This window comes from Streptomyces sp. cg36 (assembly GCF_041080675.1).
Classification (GTDB): domain Bacteria; phylum Actinomycetota; class Actinomycetes; order Streptomycetales; family Streptomycetaceae; genus Streptomyces.
Genome location: NZ_CP163520.1, coordinates 4,561,766 through 4,583,510, shown reverse-complemented (window position 1 = coordinate 4,583,510; position 21,745 = coordinate 4,561,766). Strand labels below are relative to the sequence as shown.

The 21,745-nt window shown below is 73.6% G+C and carries 19 protein-coding genes and 1 tRNA gene; 11 read left to right on the top strand and 9 right to left on the bottom strand.

Translation table 11 applies throughout. The features are described 5' to 3' along the window. Nucleotides 1-301: 301 nt before the first annotated feature. Entirely contained in the window at nt 302-1,444 is a 1,143-nt protein-coding gene (locus AB5J87_RS20435; protein WP_369378333.1) for an IS701 family transposase, read from the top strand. Here AB5J87_RS20435 and AB5J87_RS20430 read toward each other — a convergent pair. From AB5J87_RS20430 to AB5J87_RS20405, 6 genes are all read right to left on the bottom strand, one after another. Continuing rightward, nucleotides 1,423-3,255 carry a GAF domain-containing protein gene (locus AB5J87_RS20430; protein WP_369378332.1) on the bottom strand — a complete coding sequence of 611 codons (1,833 nt, stop codon included), beginning with the start codon at nt 3,253-3,255 and terminating at the stop codon, nt 1,423-1,425. The genes AB5J87_RS20435 and AB5J87_RS20430 overlap by 22 nt on opposite strands. 1,025 nt (nt 3,256-4,280) lie before the next feature. Then, the gene (locus AB5J87_RS20425) at nt 4,281-5,768 is read right to left on the bottom strand and encodes an FAD/NAD(P)-binding protein (protein WP_369378331.1); all 1,488 of its coding nucleotides are present in this window, start codon (nt 5,766-5,768) and stop codon (nt 4,281-4,283) included. Between the two features lie 58 nt (nt 5,769-5,826). After that, nucleotides 5,827-7,209 carry an FAD-binding oxidoreductase gene (locus tag AB5J87_RS20420; RefSeq protein ID WP_369378330.1) on the bottom strand — a complete coding sequence of 461 codons (1,383 nt, stop codon included), beginning with the start codon at nt 7,207-7,209 and terminating at the stop codon, nt 5,827-5,829. Nucleotides 7,210-7,227: 18 nt separating this feature from the next. After that, nucleotides 7,228-8,061, bottom strand: coding sequence for a PhzF family phenazine biosynthesis protein (locus AB5J87_RS20415; protein ID WP_369378329.1), 834 nt, complete (start codon nt 8,059-8,061; stop codon nt 7,228-7,230). A 57-nt stretch (nt 8,062-8,118) separates the two neighbouring features. Next, nucleotides 8,119-8,607, bottom strand: a complete 489-nt coding sequence (locus AB5J87_RS20410; RefSeq protein ID WP_369378328.1) for a PhzA/PhzB family protein — start codon at nt 8,605-8,607, stop codon at nt 8,119-8,121. A 155-nt stretch (nt 8,608-8,762) separates the two neighbouring features. Beyond that, a complete protein-coding gene (locus AB5J87_RS20405; RefSeq protein ID WP_369378327.1) occupies nt 8,763-9,656 on the bottom strand; it encodes a LysR family transcriptional regulator in 894 nt (297 codons plus the stop codon). Nucleotides 9,657-9,780: 124 nt separating this feature from the next. Here AB5J87_RS20405 and AB5J87_RS20400 point away from each other — a divergent pair, with 124 nt between their 5' ends. From AB5J87_RS20400 to AB5J87_RS20380, 5 genes are all read left to right on the top strand, one after another. Continuing rightward, nucleotides 9,781-10,164, top strand: coding sequence for a nuclear transport factor 2 family protein (locus AB5J87_RS20400; RefSeq protein WP_369378326.1), 384 nt, complete (start codon nt 9,781-9,783; stop codon nt 10,162-10,164). Between the two features lie 218 nt (nt 10,165-10,382). Next, on the top strand, nt 10,383-11,972 hold the full coding sequence (locus AB5J87_RS20395; RefSeq protein ID WP_369378325.1) for an MFS transporter: 1,590 nt from the start codon (nt 10,383-10,385) through the stop codon (nt 11,970-11,972). A 58-nt stretch (nt 11,973-12,030) separates the two neighbouring features. Next, nucleotides 12,031-12,399: a nuclear transport factor 2 family protein gene (locus AB5J87_RS20390; protein WP_369378324.1), complete on the top strand. Its 369-nt coding sequence runs from the start codon at nt 12,031-12,033 to the stop codon at nt 12,397-12,399. Between the two features lie 627 nt (nt 12,400-13,026). Then, a tRNA-Arg gene (locus tag AB5J87_RS20385) sits at nt 13,027-13,102 on the top strand. A 195-nt stretch (nt 13,103-13,297) separates the two neighbouring features. Next, nucleotides 13,298-13,864, top strand: coding sequence for a Uma2 family endonuclease (locus tag AB5J87_RS20380; RefSeq protein WP_369378323.1), 567 nt, complete (start codon nt 13,298-13,300; stop codon nt 13,862-13,864). Nucleotides 13,865-13,942: 78 nt separating this feature from the next. On the opposite strand, the gene AB5J87_RS20375 is transcribed toward AB5J87_RS20380, so the two are convergent. Then, nucleotides 13,943-14,785 carry a DUF6415 family natural product biosynthesis protein gene (locus tag AB5J87_RS20375; protein WP_369378322.1) on the bottom strand — a complete coding sequence of 281 codons (843 nt, stop codon included), beginning with the start codon at nt 14,783-14,785 and terminating at the stop codon, nt 13,943-13,945. Between the two features lie 232 nt (nt 14,786-15,017). Between AB5J87_RS20375 and AB5J87_RS20370 the strand changes: the two genes are divergently transcribed. Genes AB5J87_RS20370 through AB5J87_RS20360 form a run of 3 tightly spaced genes read left to right on the top strand, consistent with a single transcriptional unit; the run spans nt 15,018 to nt 16,652 of the window. Beyond that, the gene (locus AB5J87_RS20370) at nt 15,018-15,278 is read left to right on the top strand and encodes a hypothetical protein (protein ID WP_369378321.1); all 261 of its coding nucleotides are present in this window, start codon (nt 15,018-15,020) and stop codon (nt 15,276-15,278) included. Then, nucleotides 15,250-15,777, top strand: a complete 528-nt coding sequence (locus tag AB5J87_RS20365; protein ID WP_369378320.1) for a DUF6879 family protein — start codon at nt 15,250-15,252, stop codon at nt 15,775-15,777. The genes AB5J87_RS20370 and AB5J87_RS20365 overlap by 29 nt, the downstream gene beginning before the upstream one ends. Nucleotides 15,778-15,800: 23 nt before the next feature. Next, a complete protein-coding gene (locus AB5J87_RS20360; protein ID WP_369378319.1) occupies nt 15,801-16,652 on the top strand; it encodes a helix-turn-helix domain-containing protein in 852 nt (283 codons plus the stop codon). An 80-nt stretch (nt 16,653-16,732) separates the two neighbouring features. On the opposite strand, the gene AB5J87_RS20355 is transcribed toward AB5J87_RS20360, so the two are convergent. Together AB5J87_RS20355 and AB5J87_RS20350 are read right to left on the bottom strand one after the other, a co-directional pair. Continuing rightward, nucleotides 16,733-17,935, bottom strand: coding sequence for a GAF domain-containing protein (locus AB5J87_RS20355; RefSeq protein ID WP_369378318.1), 1,203 nt, complete (start codon nt 17,933-17,935; stop codon nt 16,733-16,735). Between the two features lie 350 nt (nt 17,936-18,285). After that, nucleotides 18,286-19,413 carry a LuxR C-terminal-related transcriptional regulator gene (locus tag AB5J87_RS20350; RefSeq protein WP_369378317.1) on the bottom strand — a complete coding sequence of 376 codons (1,128 nt, stop codon included), beginning with the start codon at nt 19,411-19,413 and terminating at the stop codon, nt 18,286-18,288. A 257-nt stretch (nt 19,414-19,670) separates the two neighbouring features. Here AB5J87_RS20350 and AB5J87_RS20345 point away from each other — a divergent pair, with 257 nt between their 5' ends. Then, nucleotides 19,671-21,089, top strand: a complete 1,419-nt coding sequence (locus AB5J87_RS20345) for an FAD-binding oxidoreductase (protein WP_369378316.1) — start codon at nt 19,671-19,673, stop codon at nt 21,087-21,089. Beyond that, nucleotides 21,086-21,721: an NADPH-dependent F420 reductase gene (locus AB5J87_RS20340; RefSeq protein ID WP_369378315.1), complete on the top strand. Its 636-nt coding sequence runs from the start codon at nt 21,086-21,088 to the stop codon at nt 21,719-21,721. Before AB5J87_RS20345 ends, AB5J87_RS20340 begins: the two co-directional genes overlap by 4 nt. Nucleotides 21,722-21,745 lie beyond the last annotated feature (24 nt).

The window sequence follows — 21,745 nt, the reverse complement described above, 5'->3', positions numbered from 1 at the left end:
CACGGACCCCAACGCACCCTGCTGTCCGGAGAGATCCCGAGGTAGGCGCGTTCCCAAGGGGCGACAGTGGCGAGCCCCCCACCCGAGGGCGCTACGGGGTGCCCCGTGCACCTCGCGCCGGGGGCCCAATCCGAGCCATTCTCGAAGAGGTGGCTCCAACGAGCCGCCGACACAGTGCTTGAAGGGGGTTTCTGTGAGCGTTCCCGCTGGCAGTATCAGGTCTGTATGGAATCGTCGTCCCGCCATACCGCAATGGGTCTCGCCCGCGGTCGGACACGAGCGTGAATTCATGCTCCGGGACATGAGCAACTCGCTGTTCGCCTCGCTGCCGAGGAGGGACCAGCGGCACAAGGGCGAGCAGTATCTGCGGGGCCTGCTGACCGCCAAGGGGCGGCGCTCGATCCGCAACGTGGCGGCCTGCCTGGGCGACCCGACCCTGGAGCAGACGCTGCACCACTTCATCTGCAACTCCACCTGGGAGTGGCGCCCGGTGCGCGAGGCGCTGGCCTGCTGGCTGGGCCAGGTGATCACGCCCCAGGGCTGGGTGGTGCGGCAGATGTCGATCCCCAAGTCGGGCCGGCACTCGGTGGGGGTGGGCCGCAGCCTCGACCTCTACCGGAACCAGATGTTCCATGGCCAGCAGGCGTTCGGTGTGTGGAGCGCCTCCGAGGAGGCGAGCGCCCCGGTGAACTGGCGGCTGCTGCTGCCCGAACCGGCGGACAACGAGCGGGACGCGGCGGAGGGCGCCCCGCTCGGAGCCGTCGGCGACAGGTTGCCGCGCCACCACGTGGAGACCCCGGAGGAGTGCGCGGCCACCGCGGCCCTGGAGTTCGCGGCCCTGCCGGGCGCGCCCCGGCTGCCCGTGGTGCTCGACCTCCCGGTGCGCGACCCGGAGGCGCTGCTGCGGCGGTTCGGCGCGGCCGGGGTGCCGGTGCTCGCCCGGGTGACCAGCGCGACCCGGCTCACCGTGGCCGAGCCCGCGCTGGCCCGGTTCGGCACCGGCCCGCTGCCCGTGCAGCGCATCCTCGACTCGGTGCGGGGCCGCCGCCAGCGGCTGGGCGGCTTCGACCCGGCGGTGCCCTCGGGCGTACGGCACTCGGCGGCGGTGAAGGTGCGGGTGGGCCTGCCGGGCGCCCCGGCCGGGCGCGACGGCCAGCTGGCGCTGCTCGGCGAGTGGGAGGACCAGCGCGGTCCCGCGGACCAGCTGTGGCTCACCAACATGGCCACCGTGCCCGCCGCCACCCTGCTGGGCCTGACCCGGCTGGCCGACCGGGTCGGCCAGGACCTGGCGGACCACGGCGACCGGGCCGGGCTGCGGGACTTCGAGGGGCGCTCGATGCGCGGCTGGCACTGCCACATGACGCTGGCCTCCGCGGCGCACGCGGTGGAGGTGCTGTCGGCCGGGCGCCGGGAGGCGGAGGGTTACTTCCCCAAGGTCTCCTGAGCCCCCAGCGCGGCCTCCCGCTGGCGGCGCAGGACGTCCCGGGCGCGCAGCAGGCGCAGCGCGAGCTGCGCCTCGGTGGCGCGCTCGGGCTGCTGCCAGCCGGGGCCGAGCAGTTCGGTGATCCGCTCCAGCCGGCGGGCCACCGTGTTGGCGTGGACGTGCAGCCCGCCCGCCGCGCGGGTGGGGCTGTTGCCGGAGGCGAAGTACGCCTCCATGGTCGGCACCAGGCTCGTCATGCGCTCGGCGTCGTGGTCGAGCACCGGCCCGATGACGGAGGCGACGAAGCCGTCCACGTCGTGGTCGTCGGAGAGCAGCATCCCCAGGAAGCCCAGGTCGTCGATGGAGGCGGCGCTGCCCGCCCCGTCCAGCGCGATGAGGGCGTCGAAGCAGCGCAGCGCCTCCTGGTGGACCTGGGCGACCGAGCCGAGATCGGCCGCGGGGCCCGCCGAGGCGACGGTGACGGGGTCGGTCAGCAGCGGGGAGAGCTCCGCGAAGACCGCGCGCGCCACGGCCGAGGCGTCGGTGCCGGGCAGCAGCAGCACGATGTCGCCCTCGTGCACCTTGGTGAGGCCGGACATGCGGTGGGCGTACGAGGAGGACCACACCAGGGCCTTGCCGTGCTCGCCGTCGGCCGGCCGGGCCACCACCACGACGTGCGGCCGGTCCGCGTCGATGCCCAACTGATGTGCCTGGCGGGCCAGTTGCCCGGGCGCGGCCGGTACGGTGGCGGTGAGCAGCCCGTCGAAGAACTCGTCCCGCAGCGGCCCCTCGGCCACCGCCGTGCAGCGCTGGACCACCAGCAGCAGCGCCACCGCCTGCCCGACGAAGCCCAGGAAGGTGAGCTCGTCCTCGCCCAGCGGCCGGTCCCGGGAGAGCAGCACCACGCCGAGCTCCTCCCCGGCGCCGACCGGTGCGGCCCAGACGCCGTCGCCGATCACCACCGGGCCGCCCGCCGCATGGGTCTCCAGGGCGGCCTGGGCGGTGCGGGCCTCGTCGAAACCCTCGACCTCGCCCACGCACGCCAGGGTGCGCCCGCGCCCCTCGCCGACCACCAGACCGGCGTCCAGCACATCGGCGGCGGCCTTGGCCACCTCGTACAGATCGGCGCCGCCGAGCACCAGGGAGACCAGGCCCGACAGGGCTCCGGCGAGCTCGCGCATCCGCGCGATGGCGCCGTCCGCCCGGGCTCCGGCGGAGGCGAGCTCCGCGATCTCCTTGCGGGAGCGGTCCAGGAGCCGGGCCTTCTCCAGCGCGACGGCGGCGAAGTCCGCCAGATAGCGCATGAAGCTGATCTCGTCGGGCGTGAAGTGCCGCACCACGCGGTCCGCCCCGTACAACGCGCCGATGGATTCACCGCCCTGACGGATCGGCACCACCATGATCGCGTGCAGTCCCTCGGCGCGCACCATGGCGTCCATCTGCTCCGCGTGCGGGATGCGGTCGTCGTTGAGGTAGTCCGAGGTCCAGTGGGGGGCGCCCTTCTCCTGGGCCATCCCGCCGAGCCCCCGGCTCTCCTCGACCACCAGGCCCACGTTGAGGGAGGTGGTGTCGCCGTCCGAACTGTGCACGTACGAGTCGCCGCCGGGCCTGCGCAGGCTGACGTAGGCCATGTCGAACCCGAGCAGCCGCCGGGCGCGGCTCGTGATGACCTTGAGCAGGGTGTCGGGGTCGTAGGGAATCGTCATGTCGTGGACGGTGTTGACGAGATCGGCCATGACCGACTCCCGCTGGCGGCGCTGGTGGCTGGCGGCCTGGATTTTCAGCGCGAGCCCGGTCGCTCTTTCGAGTTCGGCCAGCGACGACTGAGCCATGTTTTCGCGCCGCGCGCGGTCGAGCAACTCCTGAAAGTGCCCCGGGGGTGAATCGAGCGCGAGCAGTTCCAGAACGGCCAGTGCCGGGGCATCCGCAAATGCCTTGTGTTCCACCATGACGCCGCCCCCCATAGGCTCGAAACAGGGCGCTAGCCCTGATCGAACTTACGTTCCTCCGTAGAGCGGGTCAAGTTGCTCACCTGCGGAGGATGCCGCTCCGGACACCTCGCCAACGGTATCGAATAAGGGCCGGGACAGGGGGCCCAGGGTCGTCTCAAGGCCGTCCACAGCGGGCCGTTCGGGGCGCGGGGCCGGTGCCGCGCCCGGGTCGCGGGCACGGCACCGGCCCCGGTGGCGGGTCCCCCGCCCCCTCGTCCGGGCCGCCCGCACCAGGAGCCGGGGAATTCACACGGAACGATTCCCCCAAATCAATTCCCGGGCCACGGACAGCGGATTGCGATCCCTTTGAGTTTTCTTTCCATTGCCATCGCGAAAACCGGGTGCCGCCGGACCCGTCACCCGCCCCGGAGCCGGGGCCCGGAATTACCGCCGGTTCGCGGAATTCCGCCGCGCGCCGCCGGCAACGGGCTCCGGCCGTCCCGGCCGACGCCCGTTCCCGCATTCCGCCGCGAAAGCACGCACCGCGCCCGACCTGCCCGGGAGCGCCCACCGCGCGGGGTTCCGGTTCCCCGGGGCGCGACGCCGGACCGGTACGGACGTGAACTCCCGGCGAATTCACCGGCGTTGACACGTGAGCCGCGCGGCGCGAACGGGCAGCCGCGGGAGCGCGAACGGGCACGCGCGGGCCCGCGCCACCGTCCGAACCCCTCAAAGCGCGCGCGAATAAAGGAGGTTGAGGCAACTATCGGGCACCTGAAACTTTCGCCCACCGGGCCCCGGACAAGACCCCGGACAAGACCCCGGACAAGACCCGGGACAGGACCCCGTACAGAGCTCCGGACGCACAACGCCTCCCGGGCCGGCGGCTGGTGTGCCGTCGGCCCGGGAGGCGGTGGTTCCGTGTGTCAGTGCGCGGCGGAGGGGACCGGCGCCGGGAGCGCCGCCAGACTCTCGGCGATCTCGTCGGCGCGGCGGGTGAAGGAGGCCACCGCGCTCACGAAGTAGTAGGCGCCCCGGGTGAGTTCACCGAGCACGAAGACCCGGTCGTCGGCCCGCCCGGAGTCGTCGAGCGCCTTGCCGGTGGCCTCCTCGACCCGGATGCCGCCGTGCTCGTGGTCGGTGAGGAATCCGGCGGTGCGGGCCAGGCCCAGCAGCCCGCCCGCCGACGGCGGCTCCGGCCGGTAGGCCGAGGTGACCGCGTTGACCACCAGGTCCGCCCGGTCCTCGGGGCCCTGCTCGTACCGCAGCCGGAAGCCGTCGCCGTCCCGCTCGACGGCGTCGACGCCGGGACGCACCCGCAGCCGGCCCGCGTCGTACAGCTCCACCAGCTTCTCGGCGGTGGTGCGCGGGATGGGCGAGGCGAAGCTCCACAGCCGGGCGTGCAGTTCGCTCAGCACCTCCTGCTTGTCGCCCTCGCCGAGCGCCAGCCACAGGTCCTGGCCGATGTCGATGACCGCGCGCTGGATCAGCTGGGTGCCGATGTCGTCGGAGAGCGAGTCGGCCAGCTGGCGGCGGAGCCGCTCCTCGGCGGGCTCGGGGTCCAGCAGATCGGCGGCGATCGCCGTGAAGTCGCCGCCCGCGCCCGCCACTTCGGCCTCGGCGAGCGCCACCACGTCGGCGAGCCGCACCGGCCGGGGCAGCGACGCCAGCTTCTCGGCGGTGAGCACGCTGGGCCGCACCGGCGCGGCCTTGCGGCGCACCGACGGCAGCAGCCCGGACCGGGAGGCGAGGGTGACCCGGCCCCGGTGGCCGAAGGCGCGCAGCGCCATCAGCACATCGGTGGCGATCATCCCGGAGCCGAGCACCGCGATCTCGGCGTCGGCCGGGACCTCGGCGAGCGCCTCGCGCAGCGGGTACGGGTCGTCGATGTAGTGCGGGGTGCCGCGCAGCCCGTAGGCGTCGTGGTCGGCGCGGCCCCCCAGGCACAGGCCCACGTGGTCGACGCGGGCGCTGTGGTTCTCGGTGCGGATGACGACGCCGGACCCGTCGGGCTCGATGGCGGCGGCCGTCTCCGGGATGTCGCGGACGGTCCAGCCCGCGGCGCGCAGGGTCGCCAGCGCCTCCTCGACGGCGTCCTCCAGATAGCTGCCGTAGACCGGCCGGGACAGGAAGCGGTGCACACCGCGCTCGTCGGGGTGCACCTCCAGGCCCTTGGCCTGCGCCCAGCGCACCCCGTGCTCGGGGTCGCCCGCGTACAGCGACATGCCGATCATCGGCCCGTTGGCGAGGACCGCGTCGGTGTCGCGCTGGTAGGCGCGACCGCGCCAGCGGCCCTCGGGGCGGTCCACCAGGACGAGCTCGTTGGGGCCGGTGAACCGGTCCGCCCGGGCGGCCAGGGCCGCCACCAGGCAGGCACCCACGGTTCCGCAGCCGATCACGCCGATGCTGGGCATGGTGTTCCTTTCCTGAAGCGTGGTTCCCGAAGCGGAGGCCGCGGGGTCGGCGGGCGGGTCAGACGGCGGCCGTGGCGCCGCCCGCCGGGGCGATGTTGTGGTACGCCCGGAACACGTTCGCCGGGTCGTACGCGGCCTTCAGCGCCGCGAGCCGCCGGAAGTCCGGCTCCTCGTAGCAGGCCCGCACCTGCTCGGGCGTGACCGGGCCGCCGAGCAGGAAGTTGGGGGCGGCGCCGAGCACCCGGTCCCCGAAGAGGTCGAAGACCCGGTCGTGGTCGGCGCGCGCGGCCAGCGCGGCGGCGGATCCGGCGCCCGGGGCGATCCGGCTGAGCACCCGCACCAGGTAGCGCGCGTCGCGGTGGCCGACCGCCGAGGCCACCTCGGGGCGGCGGGCGACGGCGCCGCCGAGGTGCTGGAGCTGGACCACGCAGTTCATCCCGCTCTGCGGGCCGGTCAGTTCGAGCAGCCGGGCGGCGTCCTTGTGGTCGACCGTCTCCACCATGACGTTGGTGCCGTAGTAGGCCATCGGCGTCGGCGGGTCGCGGTAGATGGCGTCCGAGTCGGTGTACGGCATCTCGGTGAGCGTGTCCAGGACGACCGGGCCGATCCCGTACAGCGGCGCGACCGTGGCCACGCCCTCGGCCTCGCTGCCGGTGTGCGCGATCCGGATGTGGGCGGTGTACTTGCCGCGCACCTGCGGCGGCACCGCGGGCTTGTCCGGGAAGGGGACCAGGCCGATCGAGGAGGTCATCGCCTCGCCCAGGCCCGCCGTCCAGTCGAGCCAGCCGGAGAGCGCGTCGGGGACCTGCTCCTCGCCGAAGTAGAGCCCGCCGCCGTAGATCCGGGGCTGGCGCACCAGCCGGGTCTCCAGCGAGGTGACGACGCCGAAGTTGCCGCCCGCGCCGCGCAGCGCCCAGAACAGGTCCGGCTCGCTCTCGGCGGTGACGTGCCGCAGCCGTCCGTCGGCGGTGACCACGTCCGCCGCCGTCACCAGGTCGGCCGCGAAGCCGTAGGTGCGGGCGAGCAGGCCGATGCCGCCTTCGAGCGTGTAGCCGACCGCGCCGACGCCGACCGTGCTGCCGGACAGCGGCGCGAGGCCGTGCCGGGCGGCGGCCTGGATCACGTCGCCCCAGGGCGTGCCGGCCTGGATGCGGGCGGTGCCCCGGTCCGGGTCGACCTCCACCCCGCGCATGCGGCCGGTGGTCAGCAGGACGCCGCCGGAGCGGTCGCCGGGCAGGCCGTGGCCGGTGGACTGGACGGCCAGCGGCAGTCCGCGCCCGGCGGCGAGGCGCACCGCGGCCCGGACGTCCTCCGGTCCGGTGGCGCCCACGACGACGTCGGGGCGCTGGCCGAACCCCAGCTGGTAGGAGGCCAGTTCCTCCTCGTAACCCGCCGACTGGGGGCCGAGGACCGGGCCTTCGCTCGCGATGTCTGCGGGCACGCTCACAGGAGAGCCTCTCTATACGTAGATGGTGCCGCGGGCCAGCTCGGCGCCGTGGCCGCCGACGTGCACGGCCTCGACCCGGTCGCCCGAGCCCTCGGCGCGCGCGTACATGGGGGACGGGCGGCCCATCTCGACCCCCTGGAGGACCTCTATGTCCTGTCCGTAGGAGGCCAGTCGGTGGCGCGCCAGGTGGATGGCGATCGGGCCCGCCGCGGAGCCGGTCGCCGCGTCCTCCACGACCCCGTACGCCGGGGAGAACATCCGGGAGCGCCAGTGCGTGCCGGAGCCCGCGAAGCAGTACGCGGACATGTCCGGGAAGGCGCGCAGCGCGTTGTGGTCCGGGGTCAGCGCGGAGAGCGCCTCGACGCTCTCCAGGCCGACCAGGACGTGCCGGGGCCCGTTGCGGTACGCCTCGACCGGGGTGATGGACGCGTCCACGCCGAGCGCCGCGAGCAGTTCGGCGGTGTGCTCGTAGGGCTCCCACACCGGGATGGGCTGGCGCATCTCGACGTAGGTGGAGTCGTCCTCGTGGGTCAGCTCGAAGGGGACGGTCCCCATCGCCGTCTCCAGGAGCAGCCGTTCGGCCTTGCGGGGCCGTCCGACGGCGACCGCCGTGCCGAGGATCGGATGCCCGGCGAACGGCAGCTCGTTGACCGGCGTGAAGATCCGGATGCGCGCGTCGCCGCCCTGCTCGGCCGGGAGGACGAAGGTGCACTCCGAGAGGTTCATCTCGTTGGCGATCCGCTGCATCGCCTCGGCGGGCAGATCGCCCGCGTCGAAGAAGACGGCCACCGGATTGCCTTCGAGCGGAGTGCGCGAGAAGGCGTCCACCACCGTGTACTCATGCATGGAACGGGCTCTCCTGGAGTCGGCGTACGGAAAGGAGGGCGGCGGGAGCGGTCCGGGTCAGGTGGGAATTCCCTCGCGCTTCACGGCCGGAACCGGAATCCCCAGGGCGCGCAGCTGCTGGTTGGGGTTCATGAACTCCCGCTCCAGCTTGATCTTCCCGTTCTCGAACTCGAAGGAATGGATGAAGTGGTTGCGGTAGTGGCCCTCGGGATAACCCGGGAAAATGATCTTGCCTTCGCCGTCGCACTCCACCCAGAACCGGTTCGGGTCCTGCGTCTCGAAGATCTCCACATTGGTCCAGACCCAGTCCGGGAAGCACTGCAGCGACCACACGGCGTGCTCGCCCAGGGTGTCGCGGCCGCGGATCGCGATCGGTTCGCCCGTGTCGGTGGTCCACAGGCCGCCGACGCCGTCCTCGGTGAAGAGCAGATGGCGCTTGAGCCGGTCCTCGCCGCGGCAGTTCATGTACTGCTCGACGATGGCGCGGTTGCTCGCGCGCAGCTCCGCGTCGTCCTGGAACGGCTGCGCCTGGGTGGTCTCCGACATCGCTCGTCCTCCCTGTGCCTAGGTGTGCGACGACCCTGTTCCGGGGCGCGAGGCAGGGGCAACTTCGCTTCGGGGACTTTGGCAAGTACCGGCAAGACCCCGTGCGGACTTGACGGAGTCGGGGCGCGGGCCGGGGCGCGGCCGGCGCCGGGAGGTCAGCGCGCCTCCGGCAGATACGCGCGCGCGTGCGCGACGAGGGCGGCCCCGGCCGGACTGGTCGGGCCGTCCGTGCGCCAGGCCAGCGCGAGCCGGCCGTGCGGGCGCGGGCCGACGATGTCCAGCAGATGGAGCTGCTCGCGGTAGGCGAGGGCGGGCGAGACCGGCAGCAGCGCCACCCCGAGGCCGCGCCCGGCGAGCTGGGCCAGGACGTGCGGATCGGCGGCCTCGAAGGCGATGTGCGGCCGGAAGCCCGCCGCCGTGCAGGCGGCCTCCACCACGCTGCGCAGCCCCGTCCCCGGGGTCAGGCAGATCAGGGCGCGCTCGGCCAGCTCGCCGAGCGCGACGCTGCGCCGCCCGGCCAGCGCGTCGTGCTGGCTCACCGCCGCGACCAGCGGCTCGTCGACGATGTCGTAGTAGACGATCCCGGGCGGCAGCGCGCCGGTGCGGCCCAGGATGGCCAGATCGATGCGGCCCGAGTGCAGCGCCTCCACCAGGTGCTCCGAACTGTCCTCGGTCAGCCCGATCTCCACCCCGGAGTGCGCCTCGTGGAAGGAGGCGAGCAGCCCCGGCAGGTCGATGGTCTTGCCCATGGAGATGACGGTCCCGATGGTGACCCGGCCCCGTACGAGACCGCTGAGCTCGTCGACCGCCTCGCGGATCCCGGAGACGGCGGCGAGCGCGGCCCGCGCGTACGGCAGCACGGCGGCGCCGACCGGGGTCACCCGCACCGTACGGCTGGAGCGGTCGAGCAGGTCCTGGCCCAGCTCCCGCTCCAGCTTGCGCACTTGGGCGCTCACCCCGGGCTGGGCCACGTGCAGCGCCTCGGCGGCCCGGGTGAAGCTCGCCAGCTCGGCCACGGTGACGAAGTACTCCAACTGCCGCAGTTCCATAACCACTGATTATAGTTCGCAGAAAATGTAGATGTTGGACTTCTACGTGGTGGCGGCGCAGAGTAGACGTACCCGAAAGCCCTGAAAGCCGACCGGGCAGCTTCACGTCGAGAGGACTCGTCCGATGGCCCAACAGCCCACCCAGCCGCGCGCGTTCACGTCACCGACCACCCGTGCGGTGGTCGCCGCGTTCTTCGCCCGGCAGCGGGCCGGAGACCTCACGGGCCTGCTCGACCTGTTCGCCGACCGCGTGGACTTCTTCGCCCCCGGCGCCGCCAACGCCGGTGCGCTGGGGCCCGGTTCCACCCGGTCCGACATCTCCCTCTTCTTCGCCTCGCTCGGCAAGGTCTTCGTGCCCGACCGGGACTTCCTGGTCCTCGGCCAGGACGCGGTCGTCACCGGCTTCGCCCACGGCGACACGAGCGTGAACCCGATCGCCATGCACTTCACCGTCACCGGCGGCAAGATCACCCGCTGCCATCTGACCGAGGTCAGCACCGAACTCTGAGGCTCCGGGCCCGCCCGGGCCCCGGGGCTTCCCCCCAGCACGACGCAACGCCACACCACGCGAGGCGTCCGGCCGCGCCGGAGGGGCACCCGCACCGCGGGGGCCCGTCCGGCGCGGCCCGCCTCCCCTCCCCCACCGCCCGCGGTACGGACGGCAGCTCCCGGCCGAAGGGCGTCCCCGTACGCATGCCCTTCTCCAGGGAAACGAAGGAGTACTCAGTGAATGCCACGACCACGACGAGGGGCGGGCGCGACAGCCGCGCGGCCACCATCGTCATGGCCTGCGTCGGCGTCTTCGTCGCCTATCTGCCGGTCACCACGGTCTCGGTGAGCCTGCCGACCATCCAGCGCAGCCTAGACGCCTCGACCGCCGACCTGTCCTGGGTCACCGACGCCTTCGTCCTGCCGATGGCGGCCCTCATCCTCACCGCCGGCGTCGTCGGCGACGTCCACGGCCGCCGCAAGGTCTTCCAGGCCGGACTCGCCTTCTGCACCGTGGGCGCGGCCATCGCGCTCAGCGCCCACAGCGTCCCCGTCCTGTGGACCGGCCAGGCGTTCGCGGGCATCGGCGCCGCCGCGCTGCTGCCCGCCACGCTCGGCCTGATCAGCCACGCGGTGCCCAACCCGCGCGAGCGCGCCAAGTACATCAGCATGTGGACCGCGTCCCTGATGGGCGCGCTCGCCGTCGGCCCGATGATCTCCGGCCTGATCCTGCAGCACGCCTCCTGGCGCTGGATCTACCTGGCGCCGATACCCGCCTCGCTCCTCGCGATGGTGGCCGCGGCCCGGTACGTCGCCGACTCCCGCGCGGCGGGCTCCCGCAAGCTCGACTGGCCCGGCCAGATCAGCGCCGCCGTCGCCATCACCGCCCTGGTGTACGCGGTGATCGAGGGCGGCGGCTCCTCCTTCGGCGAGACCCGCGTACTGGTCGGCTTCGCCCTGGCGGCGGTCGCCCTGGTCGGCTTCCTCGTCACCGAGGCGCGCAGCGAGAGCCCGATGCTCGACCTGAAGCTCTTCCGCTCCCCGGCGTTCAGCGCCACCGCCCTCGTCGCCATGATCAGCTTCCTCGGCCTGATCGGCTTCATCTTCGTCCTCAGCCTCTACCTCGGCCAGGTGCAGCAGCTCGGCACCCTGGACGCGGGCTACCGCATGCTGATGTTCACCTTCACCGCGATGGTGGCCGGGCCGATCTTCGGCCAGATCATGCACAAGGTCTCCGCCCGCATCCTGATCACCACGGGTCTGCTGCTGGCCACCGGCTCGCTGCTCTCCCTGACGTCCATCGACGCCGACACCTCGTTCGGCCAGCTCGCCTGGCGCCTGATCGTCCTCGGCATCGGCTTCGGCGCGGTCTTCGCGCCGATGACCGCGACCGCGATCAACGCCGTACCGCACCAGCTGGCGGGCATGGCCGCGGCCGGCAGCAACGCCTTCCGCCAGGTCGGCGCGGCGCTCGGCCCCGCCCTGATGAGCGCGCTGCTCACCACCAAGGTCACCGACGCCCTGCCCGGCCGCCTCACCGACGCCCACCTCGGGGCGCAGGCCCGCGAGCAGGTCGTCGGCGCGGTCGACAGCGGCGGCTTCGGCGCGATCCACGCCGTCGACCTCGGCGCGGACACCCCGCGCATGATGCACGCGTTCAGCCTCGCGTTCATCGACGGCATCCACCTCTGCCTCACCGTCGCGGCGTCGTTCATGCTGCTCGCGGCGGTGGCCAGCGCGGTGCTGCTGCGCAGCCCGCGCCCCTCCTCGGCACCGGCCCCGGCCGCCGCCGCACAGCGGACGGAGGAGCCGGCCCTGAACCGCTGAGCCGCCTCCTGCGCCGGTACCGCCCGACTCCCCCGACTCCTGCGAAGGGAACACGAGCGTGACTGCCACCCCCGTATCCGTGACCTCCACCTACTACGCCGCCTGGAAGGCCAAGGACTTCGACACCCTGCGTTCGGTGCTCGCCGACGACGTGGACTTCGCCGGCCCGTTCGGCATCGCCCACAGCGCGGACGAGTACCGGGCGAAGATCGAGAAGGTGTCGGAGATCAACACGGACATCGTGGTCCGGAAGGTCTTCAGCGACGGGGCGGACGTGGTGACCTGGTTCGAACACCACACCCGGGTCACCGACCCGGTCCTGGTGGCGACGTGGAGCCACGTGGAGGACGGCAAGATCACGCGCCAGCGGGCGGCGTTCGATCCCCGGAGGATCCTGGCGGGGCTGGAGGGGGAGGGCCCGTCCTGAGAGGCCGGGGACGCGTGGGCCGGGCCCCTGGGGGTTTGGCGCCTCCCTGATGGCGGGGCCTTCTGGGGGCGCCCTTCCTGAAGGCGGGGCCCGGCGCCGGCCTCGGGGGGGCGCTTCCTGAAGGCGGGGTGGCTCGGCCGTGGAGGCCGGGGCGCACCCGCCGGGGGACTTCCCCGGCGGGGTCCGCCCCGGCGGGGGTCGTGACCGTCGGCACCGCCATGGCGGGCCCCGCACCCGCTGAACACCACGGCGGCGCCCGTCACAACCGGCCGGGCACCGCCACGGCGGCCACCCGCCGCCGGCACCGCCCACGGCGGCCACCCGGCCGCCGAACCAATCGTGGCGGCCTTCCCGGCCGCCGACACCGCCTGTGGGGCGGGGGCCGCATCCCCCGTTCCACATTCCCGCCGGGCCGGCGGGGCGCTGTCCGACCCCCGACTTCGGGCAGCGCCCCCGGCCCGCCACCCGCGGGCGGCAGCCGCCCCGCCCCTCCCGCAGGAGCGGAGGCGCCCGCCCCCAAAGACGGGCGGGCGGACCGGTCGTCCCCCGCACCGGCCCGCCCGCCCCTTCGTCCCACCACCATCCGCTACCCTGTCCTGGGCCGCCCATCACACGACGGCCAGGCCCGCCTCCGTAGCTCAGGGGATAGAGCACCGCTCTCCTAAAGCGGGTGTCGCAGGTTCGAATCCTGCCGGGGGCACCACGCGATACACCGCCGCCCCGGGGTTCTCCCCGGGGCGGCGGTTTTTTGCTGTCCGACGTGCTGTCCGGGGCCGTTTCACGTGAGGGCGTGCCCACGGGGAGGAGGCCGCGGCGATTTCCCCGCACCGGCCGGATGCCGGGCCGTACGCTGATTCCAGCGGGACCGGTCCCGCGGCGCACGTTCGGGAGGTGCTTCATGACGGCCGAGATGATGGCTCCGGCATGGATGCATGAGCAGATCACAGCGGAAGCGTACGAGTCCTGGTCCGAAGAGCAGTGCGCCGGTATCGAGATCGTGGACGGGATGATCGTCGTGAGTCCGAGCGCGTCCAAGCGGCACAACCGGCTGGCCCGGGTCCTGGCGAACGCCCTGGACGCCGCGGCGGGCCCGGAGTGGAACGCCGACACGGACTTCGACGTACGCCTTCAGGACGTACCGCTGACCAACCGCCGCCCGGACGTCGTCGTGTACCGCGCGGACACGATCGACATCACCCCCACCCGCCCCGAACACGTCCTGCTGGTCGCGGAGGTGGTCTCGCCGGGCTCGGAGACCACGGACCGGATCGTGAAGGTCGACCAGTACGCCAAGGCGGGCATCGGCTTCTACTGGCGGATCGAGCAGGCCGCGACCGGCGTGCCCCTCGTGTACACGTACGTCCTCGACCCGGCGACCAAGCGCTACCGGGACGGGGACGTGTTCACGGGCGTCTGCAAGGTGGCGGCACCGTTTCCCGTGGAGATCGACCTGGGCGCGGTCTGACGCCGGGGTACGCCCAGCCGGCGCCTCATGAGCGTCTCTGCTGTCCGGGGCAGCGGCAGTGCAGCGGCCCCCATCGGATCACTGCGGACCGCCGGGCGCCGCGAGTACGCGCAGGAGTTGCACCGTGTCCAGGCAGCAGCGGGCCAGGCGCTGCGCGTGTGCGTACTGCTCGGACAGGTCCGCGGACTCGCTCGTCGCGTTCAGCTGGCGGTGTGCCTCCGTGACGCCGAGGAGGACGCGGCTGCGGGCCGGATCGTCCGTCGGCAGGCGGAACTCCGTGTCCTGCAACGTGGGGACCAGCACCATCAGACAGCCGCGCGCCCGCAGCGTCGAGTCCGTGGCGGCCTTCAGCGACAGGGTCTCGGCCCGCGCCGGAGAGCCGCCGAGCAGGCCCCGGCACAGCCCCTCGATCGCCGTCAGATCGGGCCCCGTCGCCACCGCGTGCCCGGCGGCGCGCCTGCGGCCGAGGCGGATGACGCTGTCGACCCCGGCGGGGAGGCAGTGGTCTTCGCGGTGGCGTGGCGGGTGGAGCCAGTAGGGTCCCGGCCGGGTGGTGCGGTGCGGGGCGGGGACGCCGAGCCAGGTCACTTCGGGGGTGAGCAGTTGTGCGTCCGGGGTGTCGTGGTGGGTGCAGCTGCCCGGGGGTACGAGGGCGTAGTACCGGACGCTCGCGGCGTACGCGTCGTGGATGACGGGGCCGTCCAGCGTGCGTGCGAGGTACGCGCCGACCTCGCCCGCGTCGCCGCTCTGGGCCGCCGCGTGGACGATCGCGGCGGCGATCCGGACCGTGTCGAACGCCCGGCCCGTCGGCAGCATCGCCAGGCCACCCACCGCCCACTCCTGCCGGGCCGCCGAGGGGACGGGGTGCGCGGAGGCCAGCCATCGGGAGACGCCGGACGCGCTCGTCGAGATGCGGTTCACTGCGTTGGCTCCTCGCGCGGTCGGCCATGCCCGGAACGGCCGTTGACGCGACGGACCGGGTCTCCTGCACTTCGACGCTAGGAGGGTCGGCGACCCGACTGCCAGCAATGTGCAGCGATGTTCACACGGGTTCCAGGGGGCGCACGGCAGCTGGACGCGCGCTCTTGACGTCCCGCCTGCGGAGACTGACCGTGGTGGACATCCCTGCACACCCAGAGCATCGGAGGCTGCGATGACCTTGCGGTTCATCGGGATCGACCCGAACACGGGAACGGCCGAGAGCCCCACCGTGTGGGTCGACCGGGTCACGCGCGAGTTGGTCATTCAGGGATGGAAACCCGGGCCGGAACTCCAGGCCCAGGTGGCCGCGTTCGAGCTGCCGGGGCATGCCGCGGGCGTTCCCGAGCATGAGAGCGTCGTCCGTATTCCGGCCCGTATGGTGCCGGTCCTGCGAGAGGCGTGCGATGCCGCAGAGCGTGCCGACCTTCACTGAGCTCCTGGACGGGGCCGAACGCACCGCCGTCCACCTGGAGATGCGCGATGCCTACGGGGTCGCGGGCGAGGCCGCCGACTTCGCGCGCTGGAGGAGCACCGGAGAGCGCGACATGGACCCCGGCTCGCCCTACTGGGCTCCATGGGTGGAGCTCGTCCGGCGCACGGTGGCCCGCGGTGTGACCGTACGCCGGGCCCGCATCGTCTCCGAACCGGTCAGTGACTACATCCGCTTCGAGCACGCGGGCACCCCGGTCAACCTGGGGGCGGGCGAGCACGTGCGCTGGCTGGCCCGCCGCCACGCGTCCGATCTCGCCCTCCCGGGGAACGACTTCTGGCTCTTCGACGGCCGGCTGGTCCGGTGGAACCACTTCACCGGCGACGGCGAGTCCGGCGGGGGCGAGACGAGTGACGCCCCGGCCGCAGTCGCCCTGTGTGCCGCCGCCTTCGAGGCGGTGTGGGCGCGGGCGGTCCCGCACGCGGACTACGAGGTCGGCTGAGAGAAGGGCGCACAGGTCGGCTCATGCCCGTTTCACCGTCGTCCTCGGCCCAGGGAGCCCGCGAGCGGGTGGCGCGGCGCCTTCGGGACCTCCGCGCCGACGCGGGCATCACCGGGACCGAGCTGGCCCTGTCCTGTGGCTGGTCGCACCCGAAGACGTCCCGCATCGAGAACGCGCGCACGCCGCCGACCCCGGAGGACATCCGGCTCTGGTGCCGCGCCTGCGGCGCCGAGGACCAGGCCGTCGACATCATCGTCCAGTCGCGCGAGGCCGAGTCTCAGTACGTGGAGTGGCGGCGCCGGGTCCGCGCCGGGCTGAGGCACCTGCAGGACGGCTACGTGGACCTCTACCGCGCGACGACGCTCTTCCGCGTCTACTCCCCGACCCTGGTTCCGGGTCTGCTCCAGACGGAGGGGTACGCACGCGCGGTGCTCTCCGGCAGCGCCCGGATCCTCGACGTTCCCGACGACTCCGCGCAAGCCGCAGCCGCGCGCCTCGAACGCTCGAAGGTCATCCACGAGCCGGGGCACCGGTTCACCCTGCTGATCGAGGAAGGCGTCCTCCACTACCGGCTGGGCGACGAGGCCGCGATGGCGGCGCAGTTGGGGTACTTGCTGACGGCCGGAGCCCTGCCCTCGGTGTCCCTCGGCATCATCCCGAGCGCGACCCCGCACCGCGACCTGTGGCCGCAGGAGGTGTTCCACGTCTACGACGACGCCCTCGTATCGGTGGAACTGCTGTCGGCCCGGGTCCGTATCACCCAGCCCGCCGAGATAGTCCTGTACCTCAAAGCCTTCGAGCGGCTGCGCCGGATGGCCGTGTACGGGGCCGACGCGCGCGCCCTCGTCGTCGGGGCCATCGAGGCGCTGTCCTGAGACCCGCCCGAGGCGGCGGCCGGGGCAAGCCCCCTCCCCCGGGGCGGCGTTGAGGGGCGCCCCCCACAACCCCCCACCCCCTACGCACAGTTACTGTCCACCCCCACCGCCCCCGACGGCCCCGCCCCCGCCCCCGCCCGGACCCGGAACGCCAGGGCCACCGCCTGGCCCGCGTAGCCCAGCATGCGTTCGCCCTCGGGGGAGAGCGTGGCCCGGGGGCGGACCAGGATGTGGCCCAGCCAGGTCGTGCCCGCCCAGACCGCCGCCTGCCAGATTCCGCCCTCCAGGAGTACGGGGGTGCGGGACGTGGGGGCGGGGGGCGGCGGGGTGGGCCAGGCGTCCTCGCGGCCCGCCACCGTGCGGCCCCGGTAGTCGCGCACCACCACTTCGCCGTCGAGCAGCACGCCGACCTCGACCGCCAGGCCCGCCAGGCCCTGGCCGGAGAGGGCGAAGCCGATGATGTGGTCGCGGGCCGCCTCCAGCCAGCGTTCCGTCTCGATCGTCTCCATCGCCAGCGCGCTGTGCTCCTCCAACTTGGCGACCTCGGCGTTGTAGAGCTCCAGCCACTGCGCCTTGTCGACCGCCACCGCCGCCAGATCGGCCAGCGAGCCCATCAGCGCGGCCTCGTCGGGGCCGAAGCGGCGGGCCTCGCGGTGGGCCGCGTACAGCACGCCGACCGTGCCGCTGTCGTGGTGCAGCGGGAGGGCGAGCACCGACCGTATGCCCTCCTTGGCGATCGCCTCGTCCAGGTCGGGGTCGTGGTCGATGGCCGTCTCCGTGGCGTAGTCCGTGGTCCAGAACGGCGCGCCGGTGGAGCGGACCTTCGCGCCGATGCCGTGCTCGCCGGTCAGGCGCAGCCCGATGTGCAGGGAGGTCGTGGCCCCGGACGACGCGCGGATCACCGAATCGCCGCTGCCCGAGGTCAGCAGCGCCACGAACGCCATGTCCACGTTGAGGAGTTGGCGGGTCCGGTGCGCCACCGTCTTCACCACGCCGTCCACGTCGCACGACGAGGTCAGCTCGCGCGCCGCGTCCAGCAGCGCGGCCAGGTCCGCCTCCCGCCGTCGGCGGCGGGTCAGCAGGCCGTGCACGGTACGGCCGAGATGGCCGGCGCGGTGCAGCCGCGCCAGCTCCTCCGGCGGCGCCCCGAGTTGGTGGGCGCGCAGCAGCACCTCGTCCAGGTCGTCCAAGGGCGCCTGGGCCGCGAGGAGTTCGAGGATCTCCAGCGCCCCCGTTTCGCCCGGACCCCAGTGTGCCGCCGCAGCAGCCGTTCCCTTCGCCACCACTAGCCTCCCCCCGGGCGCGGCGCGTCGGCTTCCGCGCGTCCGCTCCTTCGCGCCCAACATATGTGCGCATTGTGTGGAGGCGGAAGGGGGGAATCGTGACTGCCTCACAATTTGTACCGGGTCACCCGTTGATCCGCGCACCGGGCCCCGGCCGGATGTCGCCCCGTTCCGGCCGCCCGCCGCGGCTGCGGGAAGGGGCCGCCCGTCGCGGACCACCCCGTCAAGAACCACCCGTCGGGCCGCCCGCGGACCCGCCGGCGAAGCCACTCACCGGTCACCCCGCCCGGACCGCCCCGGCACAGCACCCCCGTACGCCCGCCGCGCCCCCTCGGCCCGGCGACCGCCCCCTACCCCCAGACCCGCTGCTCCGACTCCTCCCCCAGCGGCGCGTAATGCTCGGTGAACAGCTTCGCCACCAGCTCGCCCCTGCTGGAGACCCGGACCTTCTCGAAGATCGCCTTCACATGGTCGCGGACCGTGTGCGGTGAGAGGAACAGCTTCCCGGCCATCTCCGCGGTGCCCAGACCGCGGGCGATGTGCTGGGTGATCTCCAGTTCGCGGTCGGTGAGTTCGTACGCCTTCACCATCAGCGGGGCGACCTCGGAGATCGAGGCGCGCTCGATCACCACGGCGGACGCGCCGAGTTCGCCGTCGGCGCCGCGCAGGCAGGAGGCGTGGCAGGCCAGCCAGCGCCCGCCCCTGCTGCGCACCCGGACGCGGGCGACGCCCTTGTCCCAGCCCGCCGCGATCGCCCGCGCCTTGCTCGCCGTGCTGTGCATCCAGGCGGGTACGGAGACGCCCAGCGGGGTCGGTGTGGCGGGGCCGGGGACGATGTCGTCGAGGAGTTCGCGGGCTTCGTCGTTGACCGAAAGCAGTCGCCCGCCCGCGTCGAAGAGCAGCAGCCCGGGGCCCGGTCCGTGGCTCGGGGTGGGTTCGGCGGACGGTTCGGTGAAGGAGCGCAGCCGTCTGGCCATCGCCGCCGACAGCTCCTTCACCACGTACGTGTCGTCCGCGCCGAACGCCCGCTCGCCCTGCGCCCGGAACAGGCTCACCTGGCCCCACGGGTGGCCGCCCACGCGCAGCACGGCCCGCAGTTCGTCGTCGAGGCCGCGCGGGGCCAGGAAGTCGCGGTACAGGGTGCTGCGGCCCGGCAGGCCCCGGGTGGCCTCGCGCAGCCCGGCCACCGGCAGCGGGGCGCGGGCCAGATCGCGGAAGAGGTTGATGTTCTCGGTGAGCAGCTCCGACTCCCAGTAGACCGAGCAGCCCTCCTCGGTGAGGTTCTCCACCCGGATCGGCGAGGTCATCATGCCCGTCACCGGATCGGTGGCGCGCCACACCGAGGCGTCGTACGGGACGAGGCGGCGCAGCTGCTCGGAGGCCGTGGCGAAGAGCGACAGCGCGTCGGGGGCCGCCGCGATGGCCGTCAGGAGCGTGCCGATGGCGTGCGTGGTGTGGGCGTTCCTCTGGGCGGTCACGGGGCCGGTACCTCTCCTCGCCGCGCCGCCCCGCTCTGCCGGGGCGGGCGCCGCGCTCGTCGGTTGCGCGTCAGCTCCCCCATGCTCCCTCACCCGGCGTTCGCGCACACCCCCCTCAGTTGAGGGGGGTGGCCCCGGACCTACACCCAGATCTCGGGATGCCCAACACCCGCCCGCGCGGCCCACGATGGCTCCCACCGGGCCCGGAACGCGTCGGGCCGGCCCGGCTCTCCCGCGCCGAATGAGGAGGCTCCACCGTGCGATCCGCCGTCCAGCACTCTCCGCACTTGCACACCGACCGGGTCGCCGGTCTCGTCGCTGCCGTGCGCGGACCCGTTCTGCTGCCCGGGCAGGACGGTTACGACGAGGAGCGCGCCGGCTTCAACACCCTCGTCGACCAGCGTCCGGCGGTCATCGTGGGCGCGACCGGCGCGGCGGACGTGGCGGCGGCCGTCCGGTACGCCGTGCGGCACGGCCTGCCGGTCGCCGTCCAGTCGGGCGGGCACGGCGCGGCCGGGAACGCGGACGGCGCCGTCCTGGTCTCCACCCGCCGGATGACCGGGCTGCGGATCGCGCCGGAGGCGGCCACCGCGCGGATGGCGGCCGGGGTGCGCTGGGAGCAGGTGATCCACGAGGCGGGCGCGTACGGCCTCGCGCCGCTCAACGGGTCCTCGCCGCTGGTCGGGGCGGTCTCCTTCGCGCTCGGCGGCGGCCTCGCCGTGATGGCCCGCACCTTCGGGTACGCCGCCGACCACATCCGCGACCTGGACGTGGTGACCGCCGACGGGGTGCCGCGCCAGGTCGGCCCGGACCGCGAGCCCGACCTGTTCTGGGCGCTGTGCGGCGGCAAGGGCAACTTCGGCGTGGTCACCTCGATGGAGATCGGCCTGATGCCGGTGAGCCGGCTGTACGGGGGCGCGCTGACCTTCGACGGCTCGCTGGCGCCGACGGTGCTGCGCGCCTGGCTGGAGTGGACCCCGGCGCTGCCCGCCGAGCTCGGCTCGTCCCTGGCCCTGATCCGCTTCCCCGACGCGCCCGGCCTGCCCGCCGAGGTGCGCGGCCGGTTCGTCACCCAGGTCCGGATCGCCTACCACGGCCCGAGCGCCAAGGGCGCCGAACTGGTTGCGCCGCTGCGGGAGTTGGGGCCGCGCCTGCTCGACACCGTACGGGACATGCCGTACACCGACATCGCCGAGGTGCACGGCGATCCGACCGAGCCGTACCCGTACCACGAGCGCACCATGATGCTCGGCGAGCTGGACCGGCGGGCCGCCGACGCGGTGCTGGCCGCGGCCGGGCCCGGGACGGGCTGCCCGCTCGGGCTGGTGGAGCTGCGCCACCTCGGCGGGGCGCTGCGCAAACCGGTGCGGCACGAGACGGCGGTGGGCAACCGGGACGCCGAGTACTGCCTGTTCACGGTGGCGCCCGGCGGTCACCGGCCGCCCGGCCCCGGCCCGGACGACCTGCTGCTCGACCGGATGGCGCCGTGGGCGACCGGCGGCAAGTACCTGAACTTCCTGGACGGCACCGCGGGTCCCGAGGAGGTCCGCTCGGCCTTCACCCCGCAGGCGTACGCGCGGCTGGCGGAGCTGAAGGCGCGGTACGACCCCGGCAACGTCTTCCGGGTCAACCACAACATCGCGCCCGCGCCGGTCCGCGGCGAGGTGACCGCGTGAGGGTCAGTGTGATCGGGGCCGGGCCCATGGGGCGCGCGGCGGCGCGGCAGTTCGCGCTCGCCGGGGAGACCGTGGGGCTGGCGGACCGGTCGGCCGAGCGGGCGCTGCGGGCGGCGGCCGACGCGGGCGCGGGCACCCGGGGCGACGTGGTCGCCGAGGACATCTCAACCGCCCTGCGCGCCGAGCTCATCACGCTCGCGATGGGCACCGACGAGGTCCTCGACTTCGTCACCCGCTACCGCGCCGAGCTGGCCGGGAAGATCCTGATCGACACCACCAACCCGGTGGCCGAGGGCGCCGGGCAGGGCCCGCCGGGCACCAGCATGACCGAGCTGATCGCCCGAGCGGCCCCGCAGTCGTCGGTGGTCAAGGCGTTCAACACGGCCTGCGCGGCGACGCTGTTCAGCGGGCGCCTGGACGGCGCGCACCTGGACGTGTTCGTGGCGGGCGACGACTACGGCGCCAAGATCCCGGTGATCGAGCTGATCGACCGGGCCGGGCTGCGGGGCCTGGACGCGGGCGCGCTCAGCAACGCGCACGTCCTGGAGCAGATGGCGCTGCTGTGCATGGAGCTCATCGACCGGCTCGGACTCGGCCGCCACGCCGGGATCAAGCTGCTGCCCGACGGCTGACCCGTCCGCCCGCCGGGCCCCCGT

What these genes read in the sequence shown, in the direction of transcription:
- AB5J87_RS20435 (WP_369378333.1), top strand. Translation starts at nt 302, where the DNA reads ATGAGCAACTCGCTGTTCGCCTCGCTGCCGAGGAGGGACCAGCGGCAC.
- AB5J87_RS20430 (WP_369378332.1), bottom strand. Translation starts at nt 3,255, where the DNA reads ATGGCTCAGTCGTCGCTGGCCGAACTCGAAAGAGCGACCGGGCTCGCG.
- AB5J87_RS20425 (WP_369378331.1), bottom strand. Translation starts at nt 5,768, where the DNA reads ATGCCCAGCATCGGCGTGATCGGCTGCGGAACCGTGGGTGCCTGCCTG.
- AB5J87_RS20415 (WP_369378329.1), bottom strand. Translation starts at nt 8,061, where the DNA reads ATGCATGAGTACACGGTGGTGGACGCCTTCTCGCGCACTCCGCTCGAA.
- AB5J87_RS20410 (WP_369378328.1), bottom strand. Translation starts at nt 8,607, where the DNA reads ATGTCGGAGACCACCCAGGCGCAGCCGTTCCAGGACGACGCGGAGCTG.
- AB5J87_RS20405 (WP_369378327.1), bottom strand. Translation starts at nt 9,656, where the DNA reads ATGGAACTGCGGCAGTTGGAGTACTTCGTCACCGTGGCCGAGCTGGCG.
- AB5J87_RS20400 (WP_369378326.1), top strand. Translation starts at nt 9,781, where the DNA reads ATGGCCCAACAGCCCACCCAGCCGCGCGCGTTCACGTCACCGACCACC.
- AB5J87_RS20380 (WP_369378323.1), top strand. Translation starts at nt 13,298, where the DNA reads ATGACGGCCGAGATGATGGCTCCGGCATGGATGCATGAGCAGATCACA.
- AB5J87_RS20370 (WP_369378321.1), top strand. Translation starts at nt 15,018, where the DNA reads ATGACCTTGCGGTTCATCGGGATCGACCCGAACACGGGAACGGCCGAG.
- AB5J87_RS20365 (WP_369378320.1), top strand. Translation starts at nt 15,250, where the DNA reads ATGCCGCAGAGCGTGCCGACCTTCACTGAGCTCCTGGACGGGGCCGAA.
- AB5J87_RS20360 (WP_369378319.1), top strand. Translation starts at nt 15,801, where the DNA reads ATGCCCGTTTCACCGTCGTCCTCGGCCCAGGGAGCCCGCGAGCGGGTG.